Genomic DNA, 20142 nt, shown 5'->3' with positions numbered 1-20142 from the left:
CCCCGACCTTCGCGAGGAAACCCGTTGACGACGTTCGCCGACACGACCTTCACGCCCCCGGAGCTCATCCGGAACTTCTGCATCATCGCGCACATCGACCACGGCAAGTCGACCCTGGCCGACCGGATGCTGCAGCTCACCGGCGTGGTCGAGGAACGGGCCATGCGGGCTCAGTACCTCGACCGGATGGACATCGAGCGGGAACGCGGGATCACCATCAAGGCGCAGAACGTGCGCCTGCCCTGGAAGGTCGACGGGCAGGACCACGTCCTGCACATGATCGACACCCCCGGCCACGTCGACTTCACCTACGAGGTCTCCCGTGCGCTCGAGGCGTGCGAAGGTGCCGTCCTGCTGGTCGACGCCGCGCAGGGGATCGAGGCGCAGACGCTCGCCAACCTGTACCTCGCGCTGGAGAACAACCTCCAGATCATCCCGGTGCTCAACAAGATCGACCTGCCGTCGGCGGATCCGGACAAGTACGCCGGCGAGATCGCGCACATCATCGGCTGCGAGCCCTCGGACGTGCTGCGCGTGTCCGCGAAGACCGGCGTCGGTGTCGGTGACCTGCTCGACGCGGTCGTGAAGCAGGTCCCCGCGCCGCAGGGTGACGCCGACGCCCCGGCACGGGCGATGATCTTCGACTCGGTGTACGACACCTACCGGGGCGTCGTGACCTACATCAGGGTCGTCGACGGCAAGATCACGCCGCGCGAGCGGATCAAGATGATGTCCACCGGCGCCACCCACGAACTGCTCGAGGTCGGGATCATCTCGCCGGAGCCGAAGGCCAGCAAGGGGCTGGGCGTGGGTGAGGTGGGCTACCTCATCACCGGGGTGAAGGACGTCCGGCAGTCGAAGGTCGGCGACACCGTCACCTCCGAGCGCCAGGGCGCGCAGGAGCCGCTCGCCGGTTACCGAGAGCCGAAGCCGATGGTCTACTCGGGCCTGTACCCGGTGGACGGTTCGGACTACCCGGACCTGCGCGAGGCTCTCGACAAGCTCCAGCTCAACGACGCCGCGCTCGACTACGAGCCCGAGACTTCGGTGGCGCTCGGCTTCGGTTTCCGCTGCGGCTTCCTCGGTCTGCTGCACCTGGAGATCACCCGTGACCGGCTGGAGCGCGAGTTCGGCCTCGACCTGATCTCCACCGCGCCGAACGTGGTCTACGACGTGGTGCTGGACGACGGCAAGGAGATCCACGTCACCAACCCGTCGGACTGGCCGACCGGGAACAAGATCGACAAGGTGCTCGAACCGGTCAGCAAGGTGAGCATCCTGGCGCCGTCGGAGTTCATCGGCACGATCATGGAGCTGTGCCAGAACAAGCGCGGCACGCTGCTCGGCATGGACTATCTGTCCGAGGACCGGGTCGAACTGCGGTACAACCTGCCGCTGGGCGAGATCATCTTCGACTTCTTCGACACGCTGAAGTCGCGGACGCGCGGTTACGCGTCGCTGGACTACGAAGAGGCCGGCGCGCAGGCGGCGGACCTGGTCAAGGTCGACATCCTGCTCCAAGGCGAGGGCGTCGACGCGTTCTCCGCGATCGTGCACAAGGACGATGCCTACAACTACGGCAACCGCATGGTGAACCGGCTTCGCGAGCTGATCCCGCGGCAGAACTTCGAGGTGCCGATCCAGGCCGCCATCGGCGCCCGCATCATCGCCCGCGAGACCATTCGCGCGATCCGCAAGGACGTGCTCGCGAAGTGCTACGGCGGTGACATCTCGCGTAAGCGCAAGCTGCTGGAAAAGCAGAAGGAAGGCAAGAAGCGGATGAAGACCGTCGGCCGGGTCGAGGTCCCGCAGGAGGCCTTCGTCGCCGCGCTGTCCACAGAGGACTCCGGCAAGAAAAAGCAGTAACGGCATACGAAAGGCCGCCCGGGTCGCGATCCGGGCGGCCTTTTTCGTGTCAGCTGTTCCCGCTGATGCGGTTCGCCGTGACGAAGACGGCGACGCGGCGTTCGGCGGCCATCACGCGGTCGTACTCGTCCCAGTCGTCGTGGGTTCCGGTCGCCGCGATGAACACCTCGCGCAGGAGCCCGGGGAGTCCGCTCGGGTCGAAGTCGGGGTCCGGGTCGTCGGGGCCGATGAGGTGGACGGTGCCCTGGACCGCCGCCCATTCCCAGCCGCGGCGGAAGGTGATCGTGGCGTGGCCCGCCTGACGGAAGAGATCGAGTTTCTTCGCTCCGCCCACGGCGACGAAACCGACCCCCGGGGCTTTCGTGACCGGGTCTTCGATCACCCCGGCGTTCACCACCGACGAGTGCACGGTGCCGTCCGCGCGGACCGTCGAGACGGTCGCGAGTCCGTTTTCGCGCAAGGAAAGTGTGCGGACTGGTTCGAGGTCTGCGGCCATGGAACCACCGTAGCCCCGCTCGGCCGGGTGGAGGGGCCGAGCGGGGCGGACGGAGAGGGATCAGCAGGTGCCGTTGTCTCGCCAGACACCCCATTGACCGCCCGCGCCGGGCTCTTCGCCCTGCGTCCACCACTGTGCCGTCCACTTGTGGCCGTTGTGGGAGACGGTCGCGCCGCCGGTGTAGACCGAAGCACGGTCCCACGCGGGGAGCGCGCAGGCGCCCGGGTTGCCGGATCCGGTTTCCCAGGGCACCTGGCTCGACTTGTAGTAGTCGATGCCCTGCGCCTGCCAGCGCGGCGCCTGCGCGCCGAGGCGCACCCGGAAGGTGTTCCAGTCGTGTGTCGACCACGGTGACCAGCCGAGTTCGGCGTGCGCCGGGAGCCGCGGGAAGGCGAGGAAGTCGATGTTCGCCGGAGTCACCACCGTTTCGGTCCACAGCGGGGATTCGACGCCGCGGACGGCGGATTCGGGTACGCCGGAGAGGTAGGCGCCCGGGTTCCAGTTGTAGGCGTCCTGGACCTCGATGTAGCCCGCCCACGAGAGCCCGATCGGCGTGCTGGAGTTGTACTTCATGTCCAGGTACGCCTTGTTCGCCGGCGACAGGATCACCTTGCTGCCGCGGGCGACGGCGTTCGAGACCTCCGTGCTGGACGTCGTCGTGCCCCAGAACTGCGGGGTCGCCGTGGCGGGCAGGGTGGCCTTGCCGATCTCGTGCCAGCCGACGACCTGTTTGCCCGCGGCGGCCACCATCGGCAGCACCCGGTTCATGAACGTGCGGTAGTCCGTGTCGCTGGTGGCCTGGGCCTCGTCGCCGCCGAGGTGGAAGTACGACCCGGGGGTCAGCGCGGCGACCTCGCGGATGACGTCGTTGACGAAGGTGTACGTGATGTCCTTCGAGATGCAGAGCGAGCTGTAGCCGACGGCGGTGTCGGTACGCAGCGGGGGAGCGGTGTTGTTGCAGTTCAGCTCGGCGTACGACGCCAAGGCGGCGTTGGTGTGCCCGGGCATGTCGATCTCCGGGATGACCGTGATGAACCGCGAGGCCGCGTAGTTCACGATCTCCGTGTACTGCGCCTTGGTGTAGTAACCGCCGGCGCCGCCACCGACCTGGGTGCTGCCGCCGTAGGTGGTCAACCGCGGCCAGCTGTCGATCTGGATGCGCCAGCCCTGGTCGTCGGCGAGGTGCAGGTGCAGGTTGTTGATCTTGTATTGGGCCAGCTGGTCGATGTACCGCTTGACCGTGGCGACCGGGTGGAAGTGCCGGGCGACGTCGAGCATCGCGCCCCGGTAGCCGAATCTCGGGTAGTCCAGGATGTCGGCGCCCGGGATCGTCCAGGGACCTTGCTGCGCCGTGGGGCTTTCGATCTTGCCCGGCAGCAGCTGGCGCAGTGTCTGTACGCCGCCGAAGAGACCTTGAGCCGTCGTCGCGCGCACGACGACCGAAGCGGACGTCGAGTTCAGCTGGTAGCCCTGGTCGCCGACGCGGGAGTCGGCGCCGGACAGGAGGAGCGAGATACCGTCGGCCGGTGTACCCGATGGCGCGTCGGTGACGGGCAGGGGGAAGCCGGTGGACGGGCGGAAGATCCCGGCGAGGTACTCGCCGACGGCCTTGGCCTGAGCCGACCCGGCCTGGGTGTAGATCTTGGTGTTCGCGGTCAGGGTGTGGTCGGCGCCGGTGACCGCTTGGGCCGAGACCGGGACCGGGACGATCGCCTGCAGCGGCGGTGTGGCCGCGTCGGCGACGGGGGCGGCTGCGGTGGTGGCGCCGGCGAGCAGCGCCACCCCGACGAAGGCGCGGCCCAGTCGCGCTCTCAAGGTCTTCACCGGGACCTCCAAGGGGGACGGGGAGCGTGACGCGCGTCACGACCGTCCGATCGTCGCATTTTCGCCGTTAAAGGTCTAGACCACCACGAGGGAACGTTGGAGTGACTCGAAGGTCACAATGCGTGTCGCCGCGAGGGGACTATCGTCGGAAACGTGTTCGAAGACTTGCGTTTCCCCGTGATCGCGGCCCCGATGGCGGGCGGGCCGACCACTCCCGAGCTCGTGGCCGCGGTGACCGCGGCGGGTGGATTCGGCTTCCTGGCCGGGGGCTATCTGAGCGCCGACGCCCTCTCGGACCGGATCGCCAAGACAGCCGAGCTGACCGGTGAGCCGTTCGGCGTGAACCTCTTCGTACCGGGCGGTTCCGCCGATGCGGATCTCGGTGTGCACCTCGAGCGCTGGCGGGCGGAGGCCGGGCGCCTCGGCGTCGAGCCCGGCGAGCCGCGCTGGGATGACGACGCCTATGCCGCGAAGCTCGAGGTCGCCTTGGAACGGAAGGTTCCGGTCGTTTCCTTCACCTTCGGCACGCCTTCGGCCGAGGACGTCGAACGCTTGCACGCCAACGGGAGCAAGGTGGCCGTCACCGTCACCGGCCCGGAGGAAGCCGATCAAGCCGTGGCCATCGGCGCGGACGCGCTCGTGGTCCAGGGATTCGAGGCCGGAGCGCATCGAGGGCTTTTCGCCGACGAGCCCGGAGTCGAAGGTGGCGGTGCGCAGTATGGCGCTCTGAGTCTGCTCCGGCTGGTCTCGGCGCGGACGGACTTGCCGCTCGTCGCGACCGGTGGGCTCGTGCACGGTGCCGACATCGCGGCGGTGCTGGCGGCGGGGGCCGTCGCGGCGCAGCTGGGCACCGCGTTCCTGCGGGCGGACGAGGCCGGGACGCAGCCCGCGCACCGGCAGGCGCTGGCGGACGGGGGAAGGCCGACGGCGTTCACCCGGGCGTTCAGCGGACGTCCCGCCCGGTCGCTGGTCAACCGCGCGGTCGCGGACTTCTCGGCCACCGCGCCGTCGGCGTATCCGGAGATCAACAACCTGACCAAGCCGATCCGCGCGGCGGCGGGGAAGGCGGGCGACCCCGAGATCATGTCCCTCTACGCGGGGCAGACCTACGAACTCGCGGGCTCCGGCCCGGCGGCGTCGATCGTCGAACGCCTCCGGACCGAAGCCCGCGAAGCCGCTACGCGTTTGAGTCGTCTCCGCTGACCTGCTTCGCGTCGCCGTTGTTCGTGTTCATCAACGAGTGACGGCGGCTGTAGGCGAAGTAGATGATCAGGCCGATCCCGAACCAGACCGCGAACCGCAGCCAGGTCTCCGGGTTCAGGAACGTGATCAGCCAGATCGAGAAGACGACACCGATGATCGGCACGATGGGCATACCCGGCGTCTTGAACGTGCGAGGCAGGTCCGGCTGCTTGTAGCGCAGCACGATCACCGCGACGCAGACGACGACGAACGCGAGCAGGATGCCGATGTTCGTCAGTTCCGCGGCCTCACCGATGGGCAGCAGCCCGGCGATGACCGCCGACGCGATACCGAGGACCCAGGTCATCCGGCTCGGCACCTTGCGCACCGGATGGGTCTTGCCGAACCACTTGGGCAGCAGGCCGTCGCGGCTCATCGAGTAGCCGACGCGGCTCGCGCCCATGAGGAAGGTGAACAGCACCGTGGTGATACCGATGATCGCGCCGACGGCGATGATCAGGCCGAGCCACTTCATCCCGAGGCCCGCGAAGGCGCTGGAGAAGGCGGCTTCGCTGTCGATGTCCTTGTAGTTGACCATCCCGGTCAGGACCAGGCAGGCCAGCACGTAGAGCACCATCGAGATCGCGAGCGAGTAGATGATCGCCTTCGGCATGTGCTTCTGGGAGTCGGTCGATTCCTCGGCCGCGGTGGACATGGCGTCGTACCCGAAGACCGCGAAGAACACCGTCGCCGCTCCGGTGAACGCGCCGCTGAGGCCGAACGGGAAGAAGTTCGAGTAGTTGTCGGTGTTGATGTGGAAGACACCGACGACGATCACCAGCAGGACCAGGCCGACCTTCAGGTAGACCAGCAGTGTTTCGAACCGGGCCGCGTTCTTCATGCCCTGGTTGAGGATGAAGGCGATCAGCAGGCACAGCAGCACGGCGAACAGGTTGATCTTGTAGGACCCAGGTTCGACACCGGCTTTTTCGGTGCCCGGAGCGCCCAGCATCCACGTCGGGAGATCGATGTTGAGATAGCCCAGCAGCTCGTTGAAGTAGCCGGAGATGCCGATCGCGACCACCGCCACGATCGCGGTGTACTCCAGCAGCAGGTCCCAGCCGATGAACCAGCCGACGATCTCGCCCAGCACGGTGTAGCCGTAGGTGTAGGCCGACCCGGCGCGGGGGATCAGCCCGGCGAACTCGGCGTAGGAGAACGCGGCGGCGGCGCTGGCGATACCCGCGATGAGGAACGAGATCAAGACGGCGGGGCCCGCCGTCTTGTTCGCGACCGCGCCGGCCAGGGAGAAGATCCCCGCGCCGATGATGCCGCCGACGCCGATCGCGGTCAGCTGCCGCAGGCCCAGCGTGCGTTGAAGCCCTCCGCCTCCGCTGAGTTCTTGGATCTGCTCGATCGGTTTGCGGCGGAATATCCCGGATCCCGAGCCCAGGCTGCGCGGTGCGGACATCGTCGTCTCCCAACAGGTTGTGACTTTCGAACCGGGTCACAGTTCGAAGGGCACGGTACTGGCAGACGGGAGCTCGCACCTATCCGGCGACGGTGTCCTCGCTCACTTCGGCGGCCACGCGGGAGGCGATCTTCGACGGCCTGGACGCGCCGGCGGAGAAGTAGGTCAGCAGCTCCGAGATCTCGACGGGGTCGTCCAGCTGAGGGCAGTGGCCCCAGTCCTCGCGCACCATCAGCCTGCTGTGCGGGACCAGCGCGTGCAGCTGTCGCCCGGAGGCGGCGCTGACCAGCTTGTCCTTGCCGCAGACGACCACCAGGAGCGGGACGCGGATCTCTTCGAGCCGGTACGCGTTCGCCAGCTCTTCGACGAGCTGCCTCGCCTGTTCGAGCCTGGTGGTGGTCGAGCGGTAGTCCGGGAACAGCGAGGTGAACCGGCGCACCTGTTCGGCGTCGGCGGCGGCGGAGTCGGCGTACAGGAGCCGGGGGACGACCTGCTCGGCGACGGCGCGCACGAGGAAGCCGGGGATCGGCAGCGGCAGGGCCGAGTACATCCGCAGTGGCAGGGGGTACCGGGCCACGGTGCGGATGAGCCAGCTGTCCACGAAACCGGGCGCGGCGATCGACACCACGCCCGCGACCGGCAGCCGGTGGTTCTCGGCGGCACGCAGGCTCATCGTCCCGCCGAGCGAGTTGCCGGCGAGGACCACCGTGCCGAGTACGGCCTGTTCCTTGACCACGGCCGCGGTGAACGCGTCCAGCTGCGGCAGCATCGGGCCCGGCCGCAGTGGCTGAGCGTCACCGAATCCGGGCAGATCGACCGCGACCGCCGGAACACCGGCGGCCGCGAGCAGCTCCAGAACCGGGCGCCAGGTGTCGGCGCTGTCGCAGTAGCCGTGCAGCAACACCAGCCTCGGCGCGGTCGGCTTGACCTGTCCGCGCGCCGTGGCCCGTTTGCCGAGCATCCGCCGTGGGGCGCGATCGGCGGATTCCACCGGCTGCGGCCCGACTTCGAGCACTCTGGTGCGGACACCGGCGTAGCGCCGGAACGAGACGCGGATCGGGTCGGTGTCGCTGGTGGTCCGGCCCCCGGGGTCCGCCGGTTCGGGCCGCTGCGATGCGGTCATGGTTCCAGGCTAACCGCGAGAGGTCGGATTTTGGTCGAACTTTGGTCGTAAGAAGCTCGCCAAGTCATAACGTTCTTGACACTTGACAAGATCGCGAAATGGCTGTTTGACCTGCGTGGAACGCGCGGACGTGCGCCTGTGTGCGCGCTTGATCGCGGCGAGGGGGTGAACTCACCCCTCCGATCAATGCGTGAAGACGACCTTGCCGGAAGTTTCCCCGTCGAGCATGTTCTTAAACCCGGTTTCGGCTTCCGTGAACGGCAGCTCGGCGCCGATCTGCGGACGAACCCCCGTGAGCTCCAGGTAGGCGAGGAGATCGTTCAGTTCGTCCCTGGTACCCATGGTCGAACCGGCGATACGCAGTTGCAGAAAGAACACACGCTGCAACTCCGCGTGAGCGTCCGGGCCGCTGGTCGAACCCGAGACGACGATGATCCCGCCCGGTTTCAGCGACTTCACCGAGTGGGACCAGGTCGCCTTGCCGACGGTTTCGAAGACCGCGTCGACCCGCTCCGGCAGCCGCGCGCCGGACTCAAAGGTCTGATGTGCGCCCAGATTCTCGGCCAGCGCACGCTTCTCTTCGCTACGCCCGGTCACCCAGACCCGGAATCCGGCCGCACGCCCGAGCTGGACGAGCGCGGTCGAGACGCCGCCGGAGGCACCCTGGACGAGCATCGTCTGTCCCGGCCGCAGCCCGGACTTCACGAACAGCATCCGGTACGCGGTCAGCCACGCCGTACCCATGGTCGCGGCTTCCCCGAAGCTCAGGCCCGCCGGCTTCGGCACGACATTGCGCGCCGGAACCACCACCTGCTCGGCGAAGGTGCCCTGGTGCTTCTCGGTGAGCAGGGTGCGCTTCGGGTCGAGCGTGTCGTCGCCCTGCCAGCCCGGGGCGTTGATCACCGAATGGACCACGACCTCCGTGCCGTCGTCGAGGGTGCCCGCGCCGTCGCAGCCCAGGATCATCGGGAACTGCTCGGGTTTGATGCCGACACCGCGCAAGGTCCACAGGTCGTGCATGTTGAGGCTGGCAGCCTTGACGTGGACCCTCACCCAGCCTTCGGGCACGTCGGGCTCGGGTCGCTCGCCGATCACGAGCGAGTCCAGCGGCTTTTCGGCGTTGGGTTCGGAAGCGTAAACGGCGAACATGCCAGCAACTTACCCGGCCTGAGCGGCGGTGGCAGTGCCCGCGAGCGTAGGCTCACAATGTGTTCAACGGGCTTGCGGACTGGTGGGACGGCGTCGAGCTGTGGCTCGCGCAGGCCCCGTTTCCCGTGCAGTTCGTGCTGGTCATGGTGGTCGTGGTGCCGCTGTGCCTGGTCGCGGCCTGGGTACTCGACGCGGTCTTCGGCAAGGTCGCCCGGCGCTTCGGCACGGCCCGCGATGCGAACGACCCCGACCGGCCCTCCTAAGCTGGCACACCATGTTCAACCGTAGGCGGATCACCGCCGCCCTGATCGGCCTGATCGTGCTCGTGCTCGCAGGCTGGTTCGTCAAGGACGGCATCAGCGGTGACGACACTAAGAGCGCTCCGGCGAGTTCGGCGGCGCCGTCCGGCGACGCCAAGGCGAGCGGGGCGAAGGGCAAGGTCGCGGGCGAGGACTCCGGTCTCCCGGTCAAACCGCTGACGAAGCTTCCTCCGCAGGCGTCCGACACCTGGAAGCTCATCCAGGCGGGCGGGCCGTACCCGTATCCGCGCAACGACGACGTCAGCTTCCAGAACCGGGAGAAGGTCCTGCCCGCCAAGGGGTCCGGCTACTACCGGGAGTACACGGTCAAGACGCCGGGCAGCCCGGATCGCGGGGCGAGGCGGCTGGTGACCGGTTCCGGCAAGGAGCTGTACTACACCGAGGACCACTACAAGTCCTTCGTCGTCGTGGACCCCAGCCGATGAGCGCGGGCAAGGAAGCGGCGGACAAGGCGTTCGCCCGCGGCGCGTACCCGCACCTGATCGACGGCGCGCGGACGGTCGACAAGGACTCGACGCTCGACGCGATCGCCGAGGCGCTGTCGTTCCCCGACTACTTCGGGAAGAACCTCGACGCGCTCTACGACTGCCTCACCGACCTGTCCTGGCTCCCGGCCGGCGAGCACGTGCTGATCTGGGCCGGTTCCTCGGGCCTCCGGGAGCGTGATCCCAAGGCTTACCTGGCCGTCCGCAGCGTGCTTTCCGACGCGCAGCGGGCGCTGGGGCCGTCCGGCGAGCGGACGGACTCCCGGCGCCTCACCGTCGTCCTGCCGGACTAATCCGCCGGGACCCAATTCGGCTTGCGCTTCTGCGCGAAGGCAGTGATGCCCTCCTGGCCTTCTTCGCTCGCGAAGAACCCGGCGGACAGCTTGTTCATGGCCTCGAAGCCTTCGCCCGGGGTCGCCGGACGCGGCTTGCTGAGCAGTTCCTTCGTCGCCGCGAGCGCCTTCGGTCCGCCGAGCGCGAGCGCCTTGACGTAGCGGGCGACCTCGTCGTCGAGTTCGTCGGCGGGGACGGCCGAGTTCAGCAGGCCGATCTCGACGGCGCGCTTCGCGTCGAAGGTGTCGCCGGTCAGGAAGAGTTCGTGCGCGGCGCGGGCGTTGAGCCGGGGCAGCACGGTGAGCGAGATGACGGCGGGTACGACGCCGATGCGCACTTCGGAGAAGGCGAACGTCGCTTCGGGCACGGCGACGGCGATGTCGGTCGCGGCCACCATGCCGATACCGCCCGCTCGCGCGGGGCCCGCCAGCTTCGCCACGACGGGTTTGGGGCTGGTCCACAGCTGCTCGAGGATCTTCGGGAACTCGTTCACGCCCTGGGCGCCCGCACCGGCGCCGCGCGCCTCCTTGAGATCCATGCCCGCGCAGAACACCGGACCGGTGTGGGTGAGCACGATGACCCGCACCGCGTCGTCCGCCTGTGCCTTGTCCAGCGACTCGCTCAGTTCACGCCGCAGCTGGGCGGAGAGCGCGTTGCGGTTGTGCGGGGAGTCCAAGGTGATCGTGGCGGTGCCGCCCACCACGTCGTAGTGCACCAGTTCGTCAGCCATGCCCCACCTTCGCATGGGCGAAGTCGGGCCGGGCAGTGGCCTGCGCCACCGTCACCTCCGACGGTGGCGCAGGCACGGGTCAGCCGATCGTCGTCGTGGTGAACGTCGGGCTCGGGTTGGGGAAACACGCGGTCGGCGCGGAGACGTCGAAACCGGCGCTGACCACGGCGGTGAACGTCAGGCCCGGGTCGCTGTAGCTGGAACCGCCCAGTTTCGTCTCGATGGTGCCGGACGAGCCCGCCGTGAGGTGCGCGGTCACGGTCGGCAGTTCGAACGTCGAGCCGCCCGAGATCGGGCCGGGGAAGCTCAGCGTCGCGACGCTGCCGGACACGGTGATCTGCGGCGGGGTCGAGCCGATACCGGAGCCGCCGGCGAGGTCGGCGCTCACCCAGGTCGAATTCGCCGGGATCGGGATCTTCAGGGAGAAGTCCTTGATGTTCTTGACCTGATAGCCGCTGACCTCGGCCGGGACGGTGTTCGGCGCCGGGTCGATGACGATGTCGAGCGCGGCACCGGGGGCGACCGTCGCCGGAGCGGTGACGTCCGCGTCCTGGTTGAGCTTGAGGTACTTGTTGCCGACGAGCGGCGGCTTCGCTTCGCAGTCGAAGACGACCGTGGTCGCCGCCGAAGCCGGCGCGGCTAGACCGGCGAACGGGACGAGCACGGCCGACGCGCAGAAGAGGGCACGGATGGCAGCCTTCATGTTCCACCTACCTGGGGGTTCGATGGGGAGAGAGGGAGCTGCGCAGCGTTTAGATAGTTACCGGCAAGTTAAGTAACTCGTCAAGAAATCTCCGTTCCCATACGCCGGGGTGTCACGGAACTGGGAACGGAACTCCCCGAAAATCGGCATCAAGCGCCCGAACGGGACACGGCGCTCTACTGTGCCGATGAATCAGGCGGCGAGCCGGGCGGCGGCGACGTCGTAGCGGTCCAGGACGAGCCCGGCGATCCGCGGATCCGGCCCCAGTGGCCCGGCGACGATCACCGACGGGTCGGCTTCGCGGGCCAGGCGGGCGATCCGGTCCGGCAGGAGCCCCGGCGCGAGGAACCAGCCCGCGACCGCGAGCCGCCGCGCGCCGTTGAGCCGCAACCGCGCGATCGCGGCGGGTACGTCCGGCTGAGCGGCGCTGGCGAAGGCGGGCGTCGCGAGCAACCCGCGACGCAGGTGCCAGCGAGTGGTGATCCCGGCGACCGCGTCGTTCGCCGCGACGTTCGACGAGCCGACACCCGCCAGCAGGACACCCAGCCCGGGATCGTCCAGCTCGGCGCCCGCCTCGGCGAGCCGGTCCAGCGCGACCGTCTCGATGAGCGGGTCGATGCCCAGCACCCCGGAAACCCGCACGTCGAGGCCGGGGCAGTCCGCGGTCACCTCGGCGACGAGCGCGGGAAGGTCGACCCGGGCGTGGTACGCGACGCCGAGCAGCAGGGGCACCACGACGACCTCGCGGTGCCCCTCGGCGTAGAGGCCGCGCAGGGCGTCGATGAGCAGCGGCTCCGAGAGGTCCAAAAAGGACTCGCGGATGTCGAGCTCCGGCGCCAGCCCGCGGGAGACGTCGAGCAGGGCGCGGATGGTCGCGGCGGACCGCGGATCGCGGCTGCCGTGGGCGACCGCGACCAGTGGCGGAGTGGGGCTTGGGGTCATGCGAACCTTTCGCCGACGAGTCCGGCCGCCAGTGTATCGCCGTCCTTCGGGTCGATGACCAGGAAAGCGCCCGTCCGCGGGCTGACGCCGTAGTCGTCGACGCCGATCTCCTCGGCCAGCCGGAGCGTGACCCGGCCGATGTCGTTGAGTTCCAACGTTCCCGGATCGTCCACACTGGACAAGGTCTGCTCGTCGAACCGGGCGTGGAGTTCGCCGACGAGGGCCTGCACCGTCCGTGTCCCGTGCTTCACCAGCACCCGCGCACCCGGCTTCAGCGCCTTCGCCGAGAGCCAGCACAGGGTCGCTTTGATCTCGTCGGTCACCGTCGGCTGCCGGTCGGCGGCGGCGATCAGGTCACCGCGCGAGATGTCGACGTCGTCGGCGAGCAACAGGGTCACCGAGGTGCCCGCGCCGGCTTCGGCGAGCGGCCCGTCGGCGGTGTCGATGCCCTCGACCCGGCTGCGGATTCCTTGCGGCAGCACGACGATCTCGTCACCCGGCCGGACGGTGCCCGCCGCGATCTGTCCCGCGTACCCGCGGTAGTCGGGATGGTCGGCCGTGCGCGGCCGGATCACGTACTGCACCGGGAAGCGGAACGCCGAATCGTGCGGATCCGGCGCCACCGGCACGGTTTCCAGATGCTCCAGCAGGGTCGGGCCGGAGTACCACGGGGTCTTGTCCGACTTCTCCGCCACGTTGTCGCCCACCAGCGCCGAAACCGGCACCGCGAGCACGGAACCCCGTTCGTAGCCCAGCGACGCGGCGTGCTGGGCGAACTCCTCGGCGATCACGGTGAACGTCGCTTCGTCGTAGCCAACGAGGTCGATCTTGTTCACCGCCAGCACGAGGTTCGGGACGCCCAGCAGCGCGAGCACCGCGGCGTGGCGACGGGTCTGCTCGATGACGCCCTTGCGCGCGTCGACCAGCAGGACGGCCAGTTGCGCGGTGGACGCCCCGGTCACCGTGTTCCGCGTGTACTGCACGTGGCCCGGGGTGTCCGCGAGCACGAAACTGCGCTTCGGTGTCGCGAAGTACCGGTACGCCACGTCGATCGTGATGCCCTGCTCGCGTTCCGAGCGCAGGCCGTCCACGAGCAGCGAGAGGTCCGGAGTGGACAGTCCTTTGTCGACACTGGCGCGGGTGACCGCGTCCAGCTGGTCGGCGAGGACGGATTTGGTGTCGTACAGGAGCCGTCCGACCAGGGTCGACTTCCCGTCGTCCACACTGCCCGCGGTCGCGAGCCTGAGGAGGCTGGACATCAGAAGTACCCTTCCCGCTTGCGGTCTTCCATCGCCGCCTCCGACATCCGGTCGTCGGCGCGGGTGGCGCCGCGTTCGGTGAGCCGGGAGGCCGAGACCTCGGCGATGACCTCGTCCACCGTGGCGGCGGTCGATTCGATGGCACCCGTGCACGAACCGTCGCCGACGGTCCGGTAGCGCACGGTCAGTTCCTTGACGACCTCGTCCGGCCGGGGCCCGCCCCACGGGCCTTCGGCCAGCCACATGCCGTCGCGCTGGTAGACCTCGCGCCGGTGCGCGTAGTAGATCGACGGCAGTTCGACCTTCTCCCGCGCGATGTAGTTCCAGACGTCCGCCTCGGTCCAGTTGGACAGCGGGAAGACGCGGACCTGCTCGCCGGGGCGGTGCCGCCCGTTGTAGAGGTTCCACAGTTCCGGGCGCTGCCGCCGCGGCTCCCACTGGCCGAAAGCGTTGCGCAGGCTGAAGATCCGCTCCTTGGCGCGGGCGCGCTCCTCGTCGCGGCGCCCGCCGCCGAAGACCGCGTCGAACTTGTTCTCGGCGATCGTGTCGAGCAGCGGCGTGGTCTGCAGCGGGTTGCGCATCCCGTCGGCGCGCTCTTCGAGCCTGCCGTCGTCGATCCAGTCCTGGACCTTCGCCACCACCAGCCGGAGCCCGTGCTGCTCGACCACGCGGTCGCGGAAGTCGATGACCTCGTCGAAGTTGTGCCCGGTGTCCACATGCAGCAACGGGAACGGCACCGGAGCGGGCCAGAACGCCTTGATCGCCAGGTGCAGCAGGAGCGTCGAGTCCTTGCCGCCGGAGAAGAGGATCACCGGCCGGTCGAACTCACCCGCCACCTCGCGGAAGATGTGGATGGCCTCGGATTCCAGCGCCGCCAGGTTGTCCTGAGCGGCGTCAGTGGCCGGTTCGAGCGTGGTCATGTCGTCCCTTCTCACCCGTGGAGGCCGCATTCGGTCTTGCCCTGTCCGGCCCACCGGCCGCTGCGCGGGTCCTGGCCCGGAGCGACCTTGGCGGTGCACGGAGCGCAGCCGATCGACAGATAACCGATGGACACCAACGGGTTCTCGAGGATCCCGTGTTCGTCGATGTAGTCCCGGAACTCGTCGTCGGACCACGGCGCGATCGGGTTGATCTTCACCAGCCCGTTGCGGTCGTCCCAGGTGACGATCGGGGTGTTCGCGCGGGTCGGCGCGTCGACGCGGCGGACGCCGGTCACCCACGCCGAATACTTCGCGAGCGTGTTCCGCAGCGGCACGACCTTGCGCAGGTGACAGCATTGGTTCGGGTCGCGCTCGTGCAGCTTCGGGCCGTACTCCGCGTCCTGTTCGGCGACGCTCTGTTCGGCTTCGGCGTTGACGATCCGCACGCCGGGGTACACCGCCTGCACCGCGTCACGGGTGCCGATGGTCTCCGGGAAGTGGTAGCCGGTCTGCAGGAACAGCACGTCGATGTCGGGTTTGACCTGGGTGGCCAGATCGATCAGGACGGCGTCCTGCATGTTCGACGCGACGATGAAGTCGTCGCCGAAGGTCTCCGCGGTCCAGCGCAGCGCTTCGGTCGCGGTCGCCTCCGCGAGCTCCTTCGAGGCTCGTTCGGCGAGGGTCTTGTAGTCGGCAGTGGCGGTCATCCTTGCGACACCTCCGGAAAGGACAGTCCGAGGAACTTCACGGTGAAGACCCGGCGGCAGCCCGAGCAGAGCCACGAGCCGCCTTCCTCCGGCCGGAGGTCTTCATCGCCACAGAAAGGGCAGTAGTGCGGGTTCGCGCGTTCGGTCATTGCAGGACGCTTTCGTCGGCCCGCAGAACCCACTGGGCGAACCGTTCGCCGGGTTCGCGGCCGGCGATGTACGCCCGCACGACCCGCTCGACGTACGCGGTCAGCTCCGACGCGGTCACCTTGTGCCCGCGCAGTTTCCGGCCGAACCCGGCGTCCAGGCCGAGCCCGCCGCCGAGGTGCACCTGGAAGCCTTCGACCTGCTTGCCGTCCTCGTCGGTGACGATCTGGCCCTTGAGCCCGATGTCGGCGGTCTGGACCCGAGCGCAGGAGTTGGGGCAGCCGTTGAGGTGCACGGTCACCGCGTTCTCGATCTCGGCCTGGATGTCGGCGAGGCGCTTCTCCAGGTCGGTGACCAGTTCGATCGCGCGGGCCTTCGTCTCGACGATCGCGAGTTTGCAGAACTCCAGACCGGTGCACGCCATGATCCCGCGCCGCCACGGCGAGGGCTCGGTCTGCAGGCCGAGATCGGCCAGTTCGGTCTTCAGTCCGTTCACCTCGGCCTCAGGGACGTCGAGGACCACGAGCTTCTGGTGCGGGGTCAGGCGGACGCGGTTCGACCCGGCCCGCTCGGCGGCCTTGGCGACCGCCAGCAGGGTGGCACCGGAGACGCGGCCCGCGACCGGCGCGGCGCCGACGTAGAACTTCCCGTCGATCTGCGGGTGCACGCCGACGTGGTCGATCTGGGTGGCGGGCACCTCGGGCGCCGGACCGTCGGTCAGCTTGCGCTTGAGGTACTCGTCTTCCAGCACCTGGCGGAACTTCGCGACGCCCCAGTCCTTCACCAGGAACTTGATCCGGGCGCGGGCACGGAGCCGCCGGTAGCCGTAGTCGCGGAAGACACTGATCACGCCTTCCCAGACGTCGGGGACCTCGTCGAGCGAGACCCAGGCACCCAGCCGCTGCCCGATCATCGGGTTGGTGGACAGGCCGCCGCCGACCCAGACGTCGAAGCCGGGACCGTGTTCGGGGTGGTTCACGCCGACGAAGGCGACGTCGTTGATCTCGTGCGCGACGTCCTGCTGCCCGGAGACCGCGGTCTTGAACTTGCGCGGCAGGTTCGCATAGCGCGGGTCGCCGATGAAGCGGCGTTTGATCTCGTCGATCGCGGGCGTGCCGTCGATGATCTCGTCGGCGGCGATACCCGCGACGGGGGAGCCGAGGATGACGCGCGGGCTGTCGCCGCACGCCTCCATCGTGGTCATCCCGGCCTTCTCCAGCTTCGCCCAGATCGTCGGGACGTCCTCGATCTGGATCCAGTGGTACTGGATGTTCTGCCGGTCGGTGATGTCGGCGGTGTCGCGTGCGTGGGTCTGCGAGATCTCGGCGAGCACGGCCAGCTGCTCGGTGGTCAGCGCGCCGCCGTCGAGCCGCACCCGCAGCATGAAGTAGCGGTCGTCGAGCTCTTCGGGCTCCAGCGTCGCGGTGCGGCCGCCGTCGATCCCCGGCTTGCGCTGGGTGTAGAGACCGAACCAGCGGAACCGGCCGCGGAGGTCACCCGGGTCGATCGAATCGAAGCCGCCGCGGGCGTAGATGTTCTCGATCCGCGCCCGGACGTTGAGCGGGTTGTCGTCCTTCTTGGACCGCTCGTTGGGGTTCAACGGCTCGCGATACCCCAATGCCCACTGTCCCTCGCCCCGTTTCTGTTTGACCCGGGGGGTGCGGGCAGGGGTCTCGCGCGTGGGCGACGACATGGGAATCCTCCGGCTGATCGTGGTGGTGGCGGGGAGTCAGCGGTTCGTCGCACAGAGCGCGCTCGCCACACGACGGAGGTCCACGTGGCGGCGTGCCACGAGGCTGATTCCGGCGCGGGTCATTCATTCAGCGTGCCACGCGCCCACTATGTGGTCTAGGCCGGTCCGAATACTGGGAACAGCGTTCGAACGCCATTGTTTTCCCTGTTCAGAGGCATGCTTGGCGGGTCAAGCCCGGGCTTGTGGCACGGCATTGTGACGCAGAACGCGCAGGGTTCAAGAAGGCAAGACGCGGTCCACGATGATCCGGATGACCTCTTCGTCGGTGACGTCCGCGAGCACCTCGGGCAGGGTGAGCCGTTCGACGGTGAGCCCGGTCAGCGCGAGATACATCAGCAGTACCTCGGCGCGCCCGCCCGGCATCCCCGCCGCGACGTGCCAGTCGACGCTCATGTCGATGCCTTCGCGGACGGTCTTGGTCAGTTCGGCCGACAGATCCGGGCGGCGGGTGGCTTCGAGGCGAAGTTCGAGCAAGGCGAGATAAGGCTCCCGGTGGCCGGTCAGCCGTCCCATGAGCTCACCGAGCAGGACGCCGACCCGGTCGTGGGACGGCGACTCGGCCTGCGGGTTCGCCATCACCTCGGCCGGCGCCGACAGCCGCTCCTGCACGCGGACGCCGACCTCGCCGAGCAACTGGTCACGGTTGCGGAAGTAGTTGGAGGTCGTTCCCGGTGGGACATCCGCTTCGACGTCCACGGCGCGGTAGGTGAGGCCGCGTGCGCCCTCGCGGGCGAGGACTGTGATGGCGGCGTCGGTGAGCGCGGTCCGGCGCTCCGGGTTCTGTCGCATCGGAACATTCTCCTTGCCTCAGTCAAACCACTGTGCTTATAGTACTACACATCAAGTGGTTCAACTGGGAGGAACACGGATGCAACTCAACGGTTTCGGCGCCTGCGTGGTCGTCGAGGACATCGCCGAGACCACCGCCTGGTGGAAGCGGCACCTGCAGCTGGAGGTGACGATCGAGCTGGACTGGTTCTCCAGCCTCAACGTCGGAGTGCCGGGTTATGAGATGAGCTTCGTGAAGCGCGGCCACAAGGCCACGCCGGAGCCTTGGCGGGCGCAGGAAGCCGCCGGTTCGATGGTCGGGCTCATGGTCGCCGACGCCGCGGGCGAGTACGAAAGGCTGCGCGGGGAGGGGGTCAAGATCGTGACGGACCTCGTGGACGAGGAATTCGGTCAGCGGCATTTCTACATCGAGGACTTGAACGGCTTCCTGGTCGATATCGTCGAGGCCATCCCGCCGTCCGCGGAATGGCTGGCCGCGAACGGGTTGGCCTAAATACCGCTTCGGGTGAGTGAGGCCGCGCGGAGCCGCCGTCGCCGCTAGCCCGCCTCCGTGAAGGCCTCTTTCCCCGGGGAAGGAGGCCTTCACGGCATGGGGGACACTGGGGTGTGCCTGCGTTGCTGCCCGAAACCACCACGCCCGTCGACTCCGCGCTCCCCGAGAGCGCGCTGGAAGGGCTCGGCACGCGACCGTTCGGCGTCTACGTGCACGTCCCGTTCTGCGCGACTCGCTGCGGCTATTGCGACTTCAACACCTACACCGCCGGGGAGCTGGACAGCGATTCGTCGCCTCAGTCGTGGCTCGAAGGCCTCAAGCGCGAGTTCGACCTGGCCGCGCGTGTGCTGAAGGCGCCGCCCATGGTCGACACCGTCTTCGTCGGCGGCGGTACCCCGTCTCTTCTCGGGGCCGACGGGCTCCGAAGCGTTCTCGGCGCCGTTCGTGACACTTTCGGGCTCGCGCCGGACGCCGAGGTGACGACCGAGTCCAATCCGGAGTCCACGTCGCCCGGGTTCTTCGCGGGCATCCGTGACGCCGGATACAACCGGATCTCGCTCGGGATGCAATCCGCTGCGCAGCACGTGTTGAAGATCCTCGATCGCGTGCACACCCCGGGCCGTCCGGTGGCGGCCGCCGAAGAGGCGCGCGCCGCCGGGTTCGAGCACGTCAACCTCGACGTCATCTACGGCACGCCGGGGGAGCGGACCGAAGATCTCCAGGCATCGCTGGACGCGGTGCTGGCCGCCGGGGTGGACCACGTCTCGGCGTACGCGCTGATCGTCGAAGAGGGCACCGCGCTCGCCCGCCGCATCCGTCGCGGCGAACTGCCGGCGCCGGACGACGACGTGCTGGCCGCAGACTACGAGCTGATCGACCGCGTCCTCGCCTCGGCGGGGTTGCGCTGGTACGAGGTGTCCAACTGGGCGACTTCGGCGGAAGCCCGCTGCCGGCACAACATCGGCTACTGGCGCGGCGGCGACTGGTGGGGCGCGGGGCCGGGCGCGCACAGTCACGTCGGCGGCGTCCGCTGGTGGAACGTCAAGCACCCGGCCCGCTACGCCGCGTCCCTCGCGGCCGGGGACTCGCCTGCCGCGGGCCGTGAACTGCTGACCGCCGATGACCGGCATCTGGAACGCGTGATGCTGGAACTCCGGCTGTCCGAAGGACTTCCGCTCGACGCCCTCGACGACGACGGCCGGGCCGAAGCCCGCGCCGCCGCCGCCGAAGGGTTGCTCGAACAGTCCGCTTTGGACGGTCAGGGACGCGCGGTGCTGACCGACCGCGGGCGATTGCTGGCCGACGGTCTGGTGCGACGGCTCACCTGAGCGTGGGTCCCGTGGGTGGTAAGTAGGGTTCTATTTTGAGCCGAAGGTCAAACGTGGCGTGTTCTTGGGCGGGCCGATGGTGGGATGAAGGCTCCCTTCGCCGCGTCTAATGCGGTGAAAGG

Annotated in this window: 22 protein-coding genes; 7 read left to right on the top strand and 15 right to left on the bottom strand. The window is 68.6% G+C overall.

Features of this window, described 5'->3' with window-relative positions; genetic code table 11:
* Positions 1-24: 24 nt before the first annotated feature.
* Entirely contained in the window at positions 25-1866 is a 1842-nt protein-coding gene (gene lepA / locus ACIRGA_RS25000) for a translation elongation factor 4 (protein WP_400944980.1), read from the top strand.
* A gap of 49 nt (positions 1867-1915) precedes the next feature.
* On the opposite strand, the gene ACIRGA_RS24995 is transcribed toward lepA, so the two are convergent.
* Together ACIRGA_RS24995 and ACIRGA_RS24990 are read right to left on the bottom strand one after the other, a co-directional pair.
* Positions 1916-2362 carry a pyridoxamine 5'-phosphate oxidase gene (locus ACIRGA_RS24995; RefSeq protein WP_400944978.1) on the bottom strand — a complete coding sequence of 149 codons (447 nt, stop codon included), beginning with the start codon at positions 2360-2362 and terminating at the stop codon, positions 1916-1918.
* Positions 2363-2422: 60 nt separating this feature from the next.
* A complete protein-coding gene (locus ACIRGA_RS24990; RefSeq protein WP_400944976.1) occupies positions 2423-4186 on the bottom strand; it encodes a family 20 glycosylhydrolase in 1764 nt (587 codons plus the stop codon).
* Positions 4187-4339: 153 nt separating this feature from the next.
* On the opposite strand from ACIRGA_RS24990, the gene ACIRGA_RS24985 reads away from it, so the two are divergent.
* Positions 4340-5389: an NAD(P)H-dependent flavin oxidoreductase gene (locus ACIRGA_RS24985; protein ID WP_400944974.1), complete on the top strand. Its 1050-nt coding sequence runs from the start codon at positions 4340-4342 to the stop codon at positions 5387-5389.
* On the opposite strand, the gene ACIRGA_RS24980 is transcribed toward ACIRGA_RS24985, so the two are convergent.
* The 3 genes from ACIRGA_RS24980 to ACIRGA_RS24970 all read right to left on the bottom strand — a co-directional run bounded on the left by ACIRGA_RS24980 (position 5364) and on the right by ACIRGA_RS24970 (position 9111).
* Entirely contained in the window at positions 5364-6839 is a 1476-nt protein-coding gene (locus ACIRGA_RS24980; RefSeq protein ID WP_400944972.1) for an amino acid permease, read from the bottom strand. The genes ACIRGA_RS24985 and ACIRGA_RS24980 overlap by 26 nt on opposite strands.
* A gap of 79 nt (positions 6840-6918) precedes the next feature.
* Positions 6919-7962 (bottom strand): alpha/beta hydrolase, encoded by a 1044-nt coding sequence (locus tag ACIRGA_RS24975; protein ID WP_400944970.1) that lies wholly within the window; start codon positions 7960-7962, stop codon positions 6919-6921.
* Between the two features lie 183 nt (positions 7963-8145).
* Positions 8146-9111 (bottom strand): zinc-binding dehydrogenase, encoded by a 966-nt coding sequence (locus tag ACIRGA_RS24970; RefSeq protein WP_400944968.1) that lies wholly within the window; start codon positions 9109-9111, stop codon positions 8146-8148.
* A gap of 59 nt (positions 9112-9170) precedes the next feature.
* On the opposite strand from ACIRGA_RS24970, the gene ACIRGA_RS24965 reads away from it, so the two are divergent.
* The 3 genes from ACIRGA_RS24965 to ACIRGA_RS24955 are packed head-to-tail and all read left to right on the top strand — an operon-like array spanning position 9171 to position 10209.
* On the top strand, positions 9171-9374 hold the full coding sequence (locus ACIRGA_RS24965; RefSeq protein WP_400944966.1) for a hypothetical protein: 204 nt from the start codon (positions 9171-9173) through the stop codon (positions 9372-9374).
* A gap of 11 nt (positions 9375-9385) precedes the next feature.
* Positions 9386-9856 (top strand): ribonuclease domain-containing protein, encoded by a 471-nt coding sequence (locus ACIRGA_RS24960; RefSeq protein ID WP_400944964.1) that lies wholly within the window; start codon positions 9386-9388, stop codon positions 9854-9856.
* Complete coding sequence (locus ACIRGA_RS24955) at positions 9853-10209, top strand: barstar family protein (RefSeq protein ID WP_400944962.1); 357 nt, start codon at positions 9853-9855, stop codon at positions 10207-10209. The genes ACIRGA_RS24960 and ACIRGA_RS24955 overlap by 4 nt, the downstream gene beginning before the upstream one ends.
* On the opposite strand, the gene ACIRGA_RS24950 is transcribed toward ACIRGA_RS24955, so the two are convergent.
* The 10 genes from ACIRGA_RS24950 to ACIRGA_RS24905 all read right to left on the bottom strand — a co-directional run bounded on the left by ACIRGA_RS24950 (position 10206) and on the right by ACIRGA_RS24905 (position 18199).
* Entirely contained in the window at positions 10206-10979 is a 774-nt protein-coding gene (locus ACIRGA_RS24950) for an enoyl-CoA hydratase family protein (protein WP_400944960.1), read from the bottom strand. The two genes, ACIRGA_RS24955 and ACIRGA_RS24950, sit on opposite strands and share 4 nt — an antisense overlap.
* A gap of 79 nt (positions 10980-11058) precedes the next feature.
* The gene (locus tag ACIRGA_RS24945) at positions 11059-11682 is read right to left on the bottom strand and encodes a cyclase (protein WP_400944958.1); all 624 of its coding nucleotides are present in this window, start codon (positions 11680-11682) and stop codon (positions 11059-11061) included.
* 192 nt (positions 11683-11874) lie between these two features.
* Positions 11875-12624 (bottom strand): sirohydrochlorin chelatase, encoded by a 750-nt coding sequence (locus ACIRGA_RS24940; RefSeq protein ID WP_400944956.1) that lies wholly within the window; start codon positions 12622-12624, stop codon positions 11875-11877.
* The gene (locus ACIRGA_RS24935; RefSeq protein WP_400944954.1) at positions 12621-13883 is read right to left on the bottom strand and encodes a sulfate adenylyltransferase subunit 1; all 1263 of its coding nucleotides are present in this window, start codon (positions 13881-13883) and stop codon (positions 12621-12623) included. Before ACIRGA_RS24935 ends, ACIRGA_RS24940 begins: the two co-directional genes overlap by 4 nt.
* The gene (gene cysD, locus ACIRGA_RS24930; RefSeq protein WP_400944952.1) at positions 13883-14803 is read right to left on the bottom strand and encodes a sulfate adenylyltransferase subunit CysD; all 921 of its coding nucleotides are present in this window, start codon (positions 14801-14803) and stop codon (positions 13883-13885) included. Before cysD ends, ACIRGA_RS24935 begins: the two co-directional genes overlap by 1 nt.
* A gap of 11 nt (positions 14804-14814) precedes the next feature.
* Positions 14815-15510, bottom strand: coding sequence for a phosphoadenylyl-sulfate reductase (locus tag ACIRGA_RS24925; RefSeq protein ID WP_400944950.1), 696 nt, complete (start codon positions 15508-15510; stop codon positions 14815-14817).
* On the bottom strand, positions 15507-15659 hold the full coding sequence (locus ACIRGA_RS24920) for an Insertion element protein (protein ID WP_400944948.1): 153 nt from the start codon (positions 15657-15659) through the stop codon (positions 15507-15509). Before ACIRGA_RS24920 ends, ACIRGA_RS24925 begins: the two co-directional genes overlap by 4 nt.
* Entirely contained in the window at positions 15656-17350 is a 1695-nt protein-coding gene (locus ACIRGA_RS24915; protein ID WP_400944946.1) for a nitrite/sulfite reductase, read from the bottom strand. The genes ACIRGA_RS24920 and ACIRGA_RS24915 overlap by 4 nt, the downstream gene beginning before the upstream one ends.
* A 36-nt stretch (positions 17351-17386) precedes the next feature.
* Positions 17387-17473 (bottom strand): putative leader peptide, encoded by an 87-nt coding sequence (locus ACIRGA_RS24910; protein ID WP_350573702.1) that lies wholly within the window; start codon positions 17471-17473, stop codon positions 17387-17389.
* Between the two features lie 153 nt (positions 17474-17626).
* Positions 17627-18199, bottom strand: a complete 573-nt coding sequence (locus tag ACIRGA_RS24905) for a TetR/AcrR family transcriptional regulator (RefSeq protein WP_063272848.1) — start codon at positions 18197-18199, stop codon at positions 17627-17629.
* 79 nt (positions 18200-18278) lie between these two features.
* Here ACIRGA_RS24905 and ACIRGA_RS24900 point away from each other — a divergent pair, with 79 nt between their 5' ends.
* The gene (locus tag ACIRGA_RS24900) at positions 18279-18692 is read left to right on the top strand and encodes a VOC family protein (protein ID WP_400944944.1); all 414 of its coding nucleotides are present in this window, start codon (positions 18279-18281) and stop codon (positions 18690-18692) included.
* A 113-nt stretch (positions 18693-18805) separates the two neighbouring features.
* Positions 18806-20020, top strand: a complete 1215-nt coding sequence (hemW, locus tag ACIRGA_RS24895) for a radical SAM family heme chaperone HemW (RefSeq protein WP_400944942.1) — start codon at positions 18806-18808, stop codon at positions 20018-20020.
* The last annotated feature ends 122 nt before the right edge of the window (positions 20021-20142 follow it).

Source organism: Amycolatopsis sp. NPDC102389 (genome assembly GCF_044765885.1).
Classification (GTDB): domain Bacteria; phylum Actinomycetota; class Actinomycetes; order Mycobacteriales; family Pseudonocardiaceae; genus Amycolatopsis.
The sequence above is the reverse complement of the archived record's forward strand: the minus strand, read 5'-3'. Positions and strand labels throughout refer to the sequence as shown.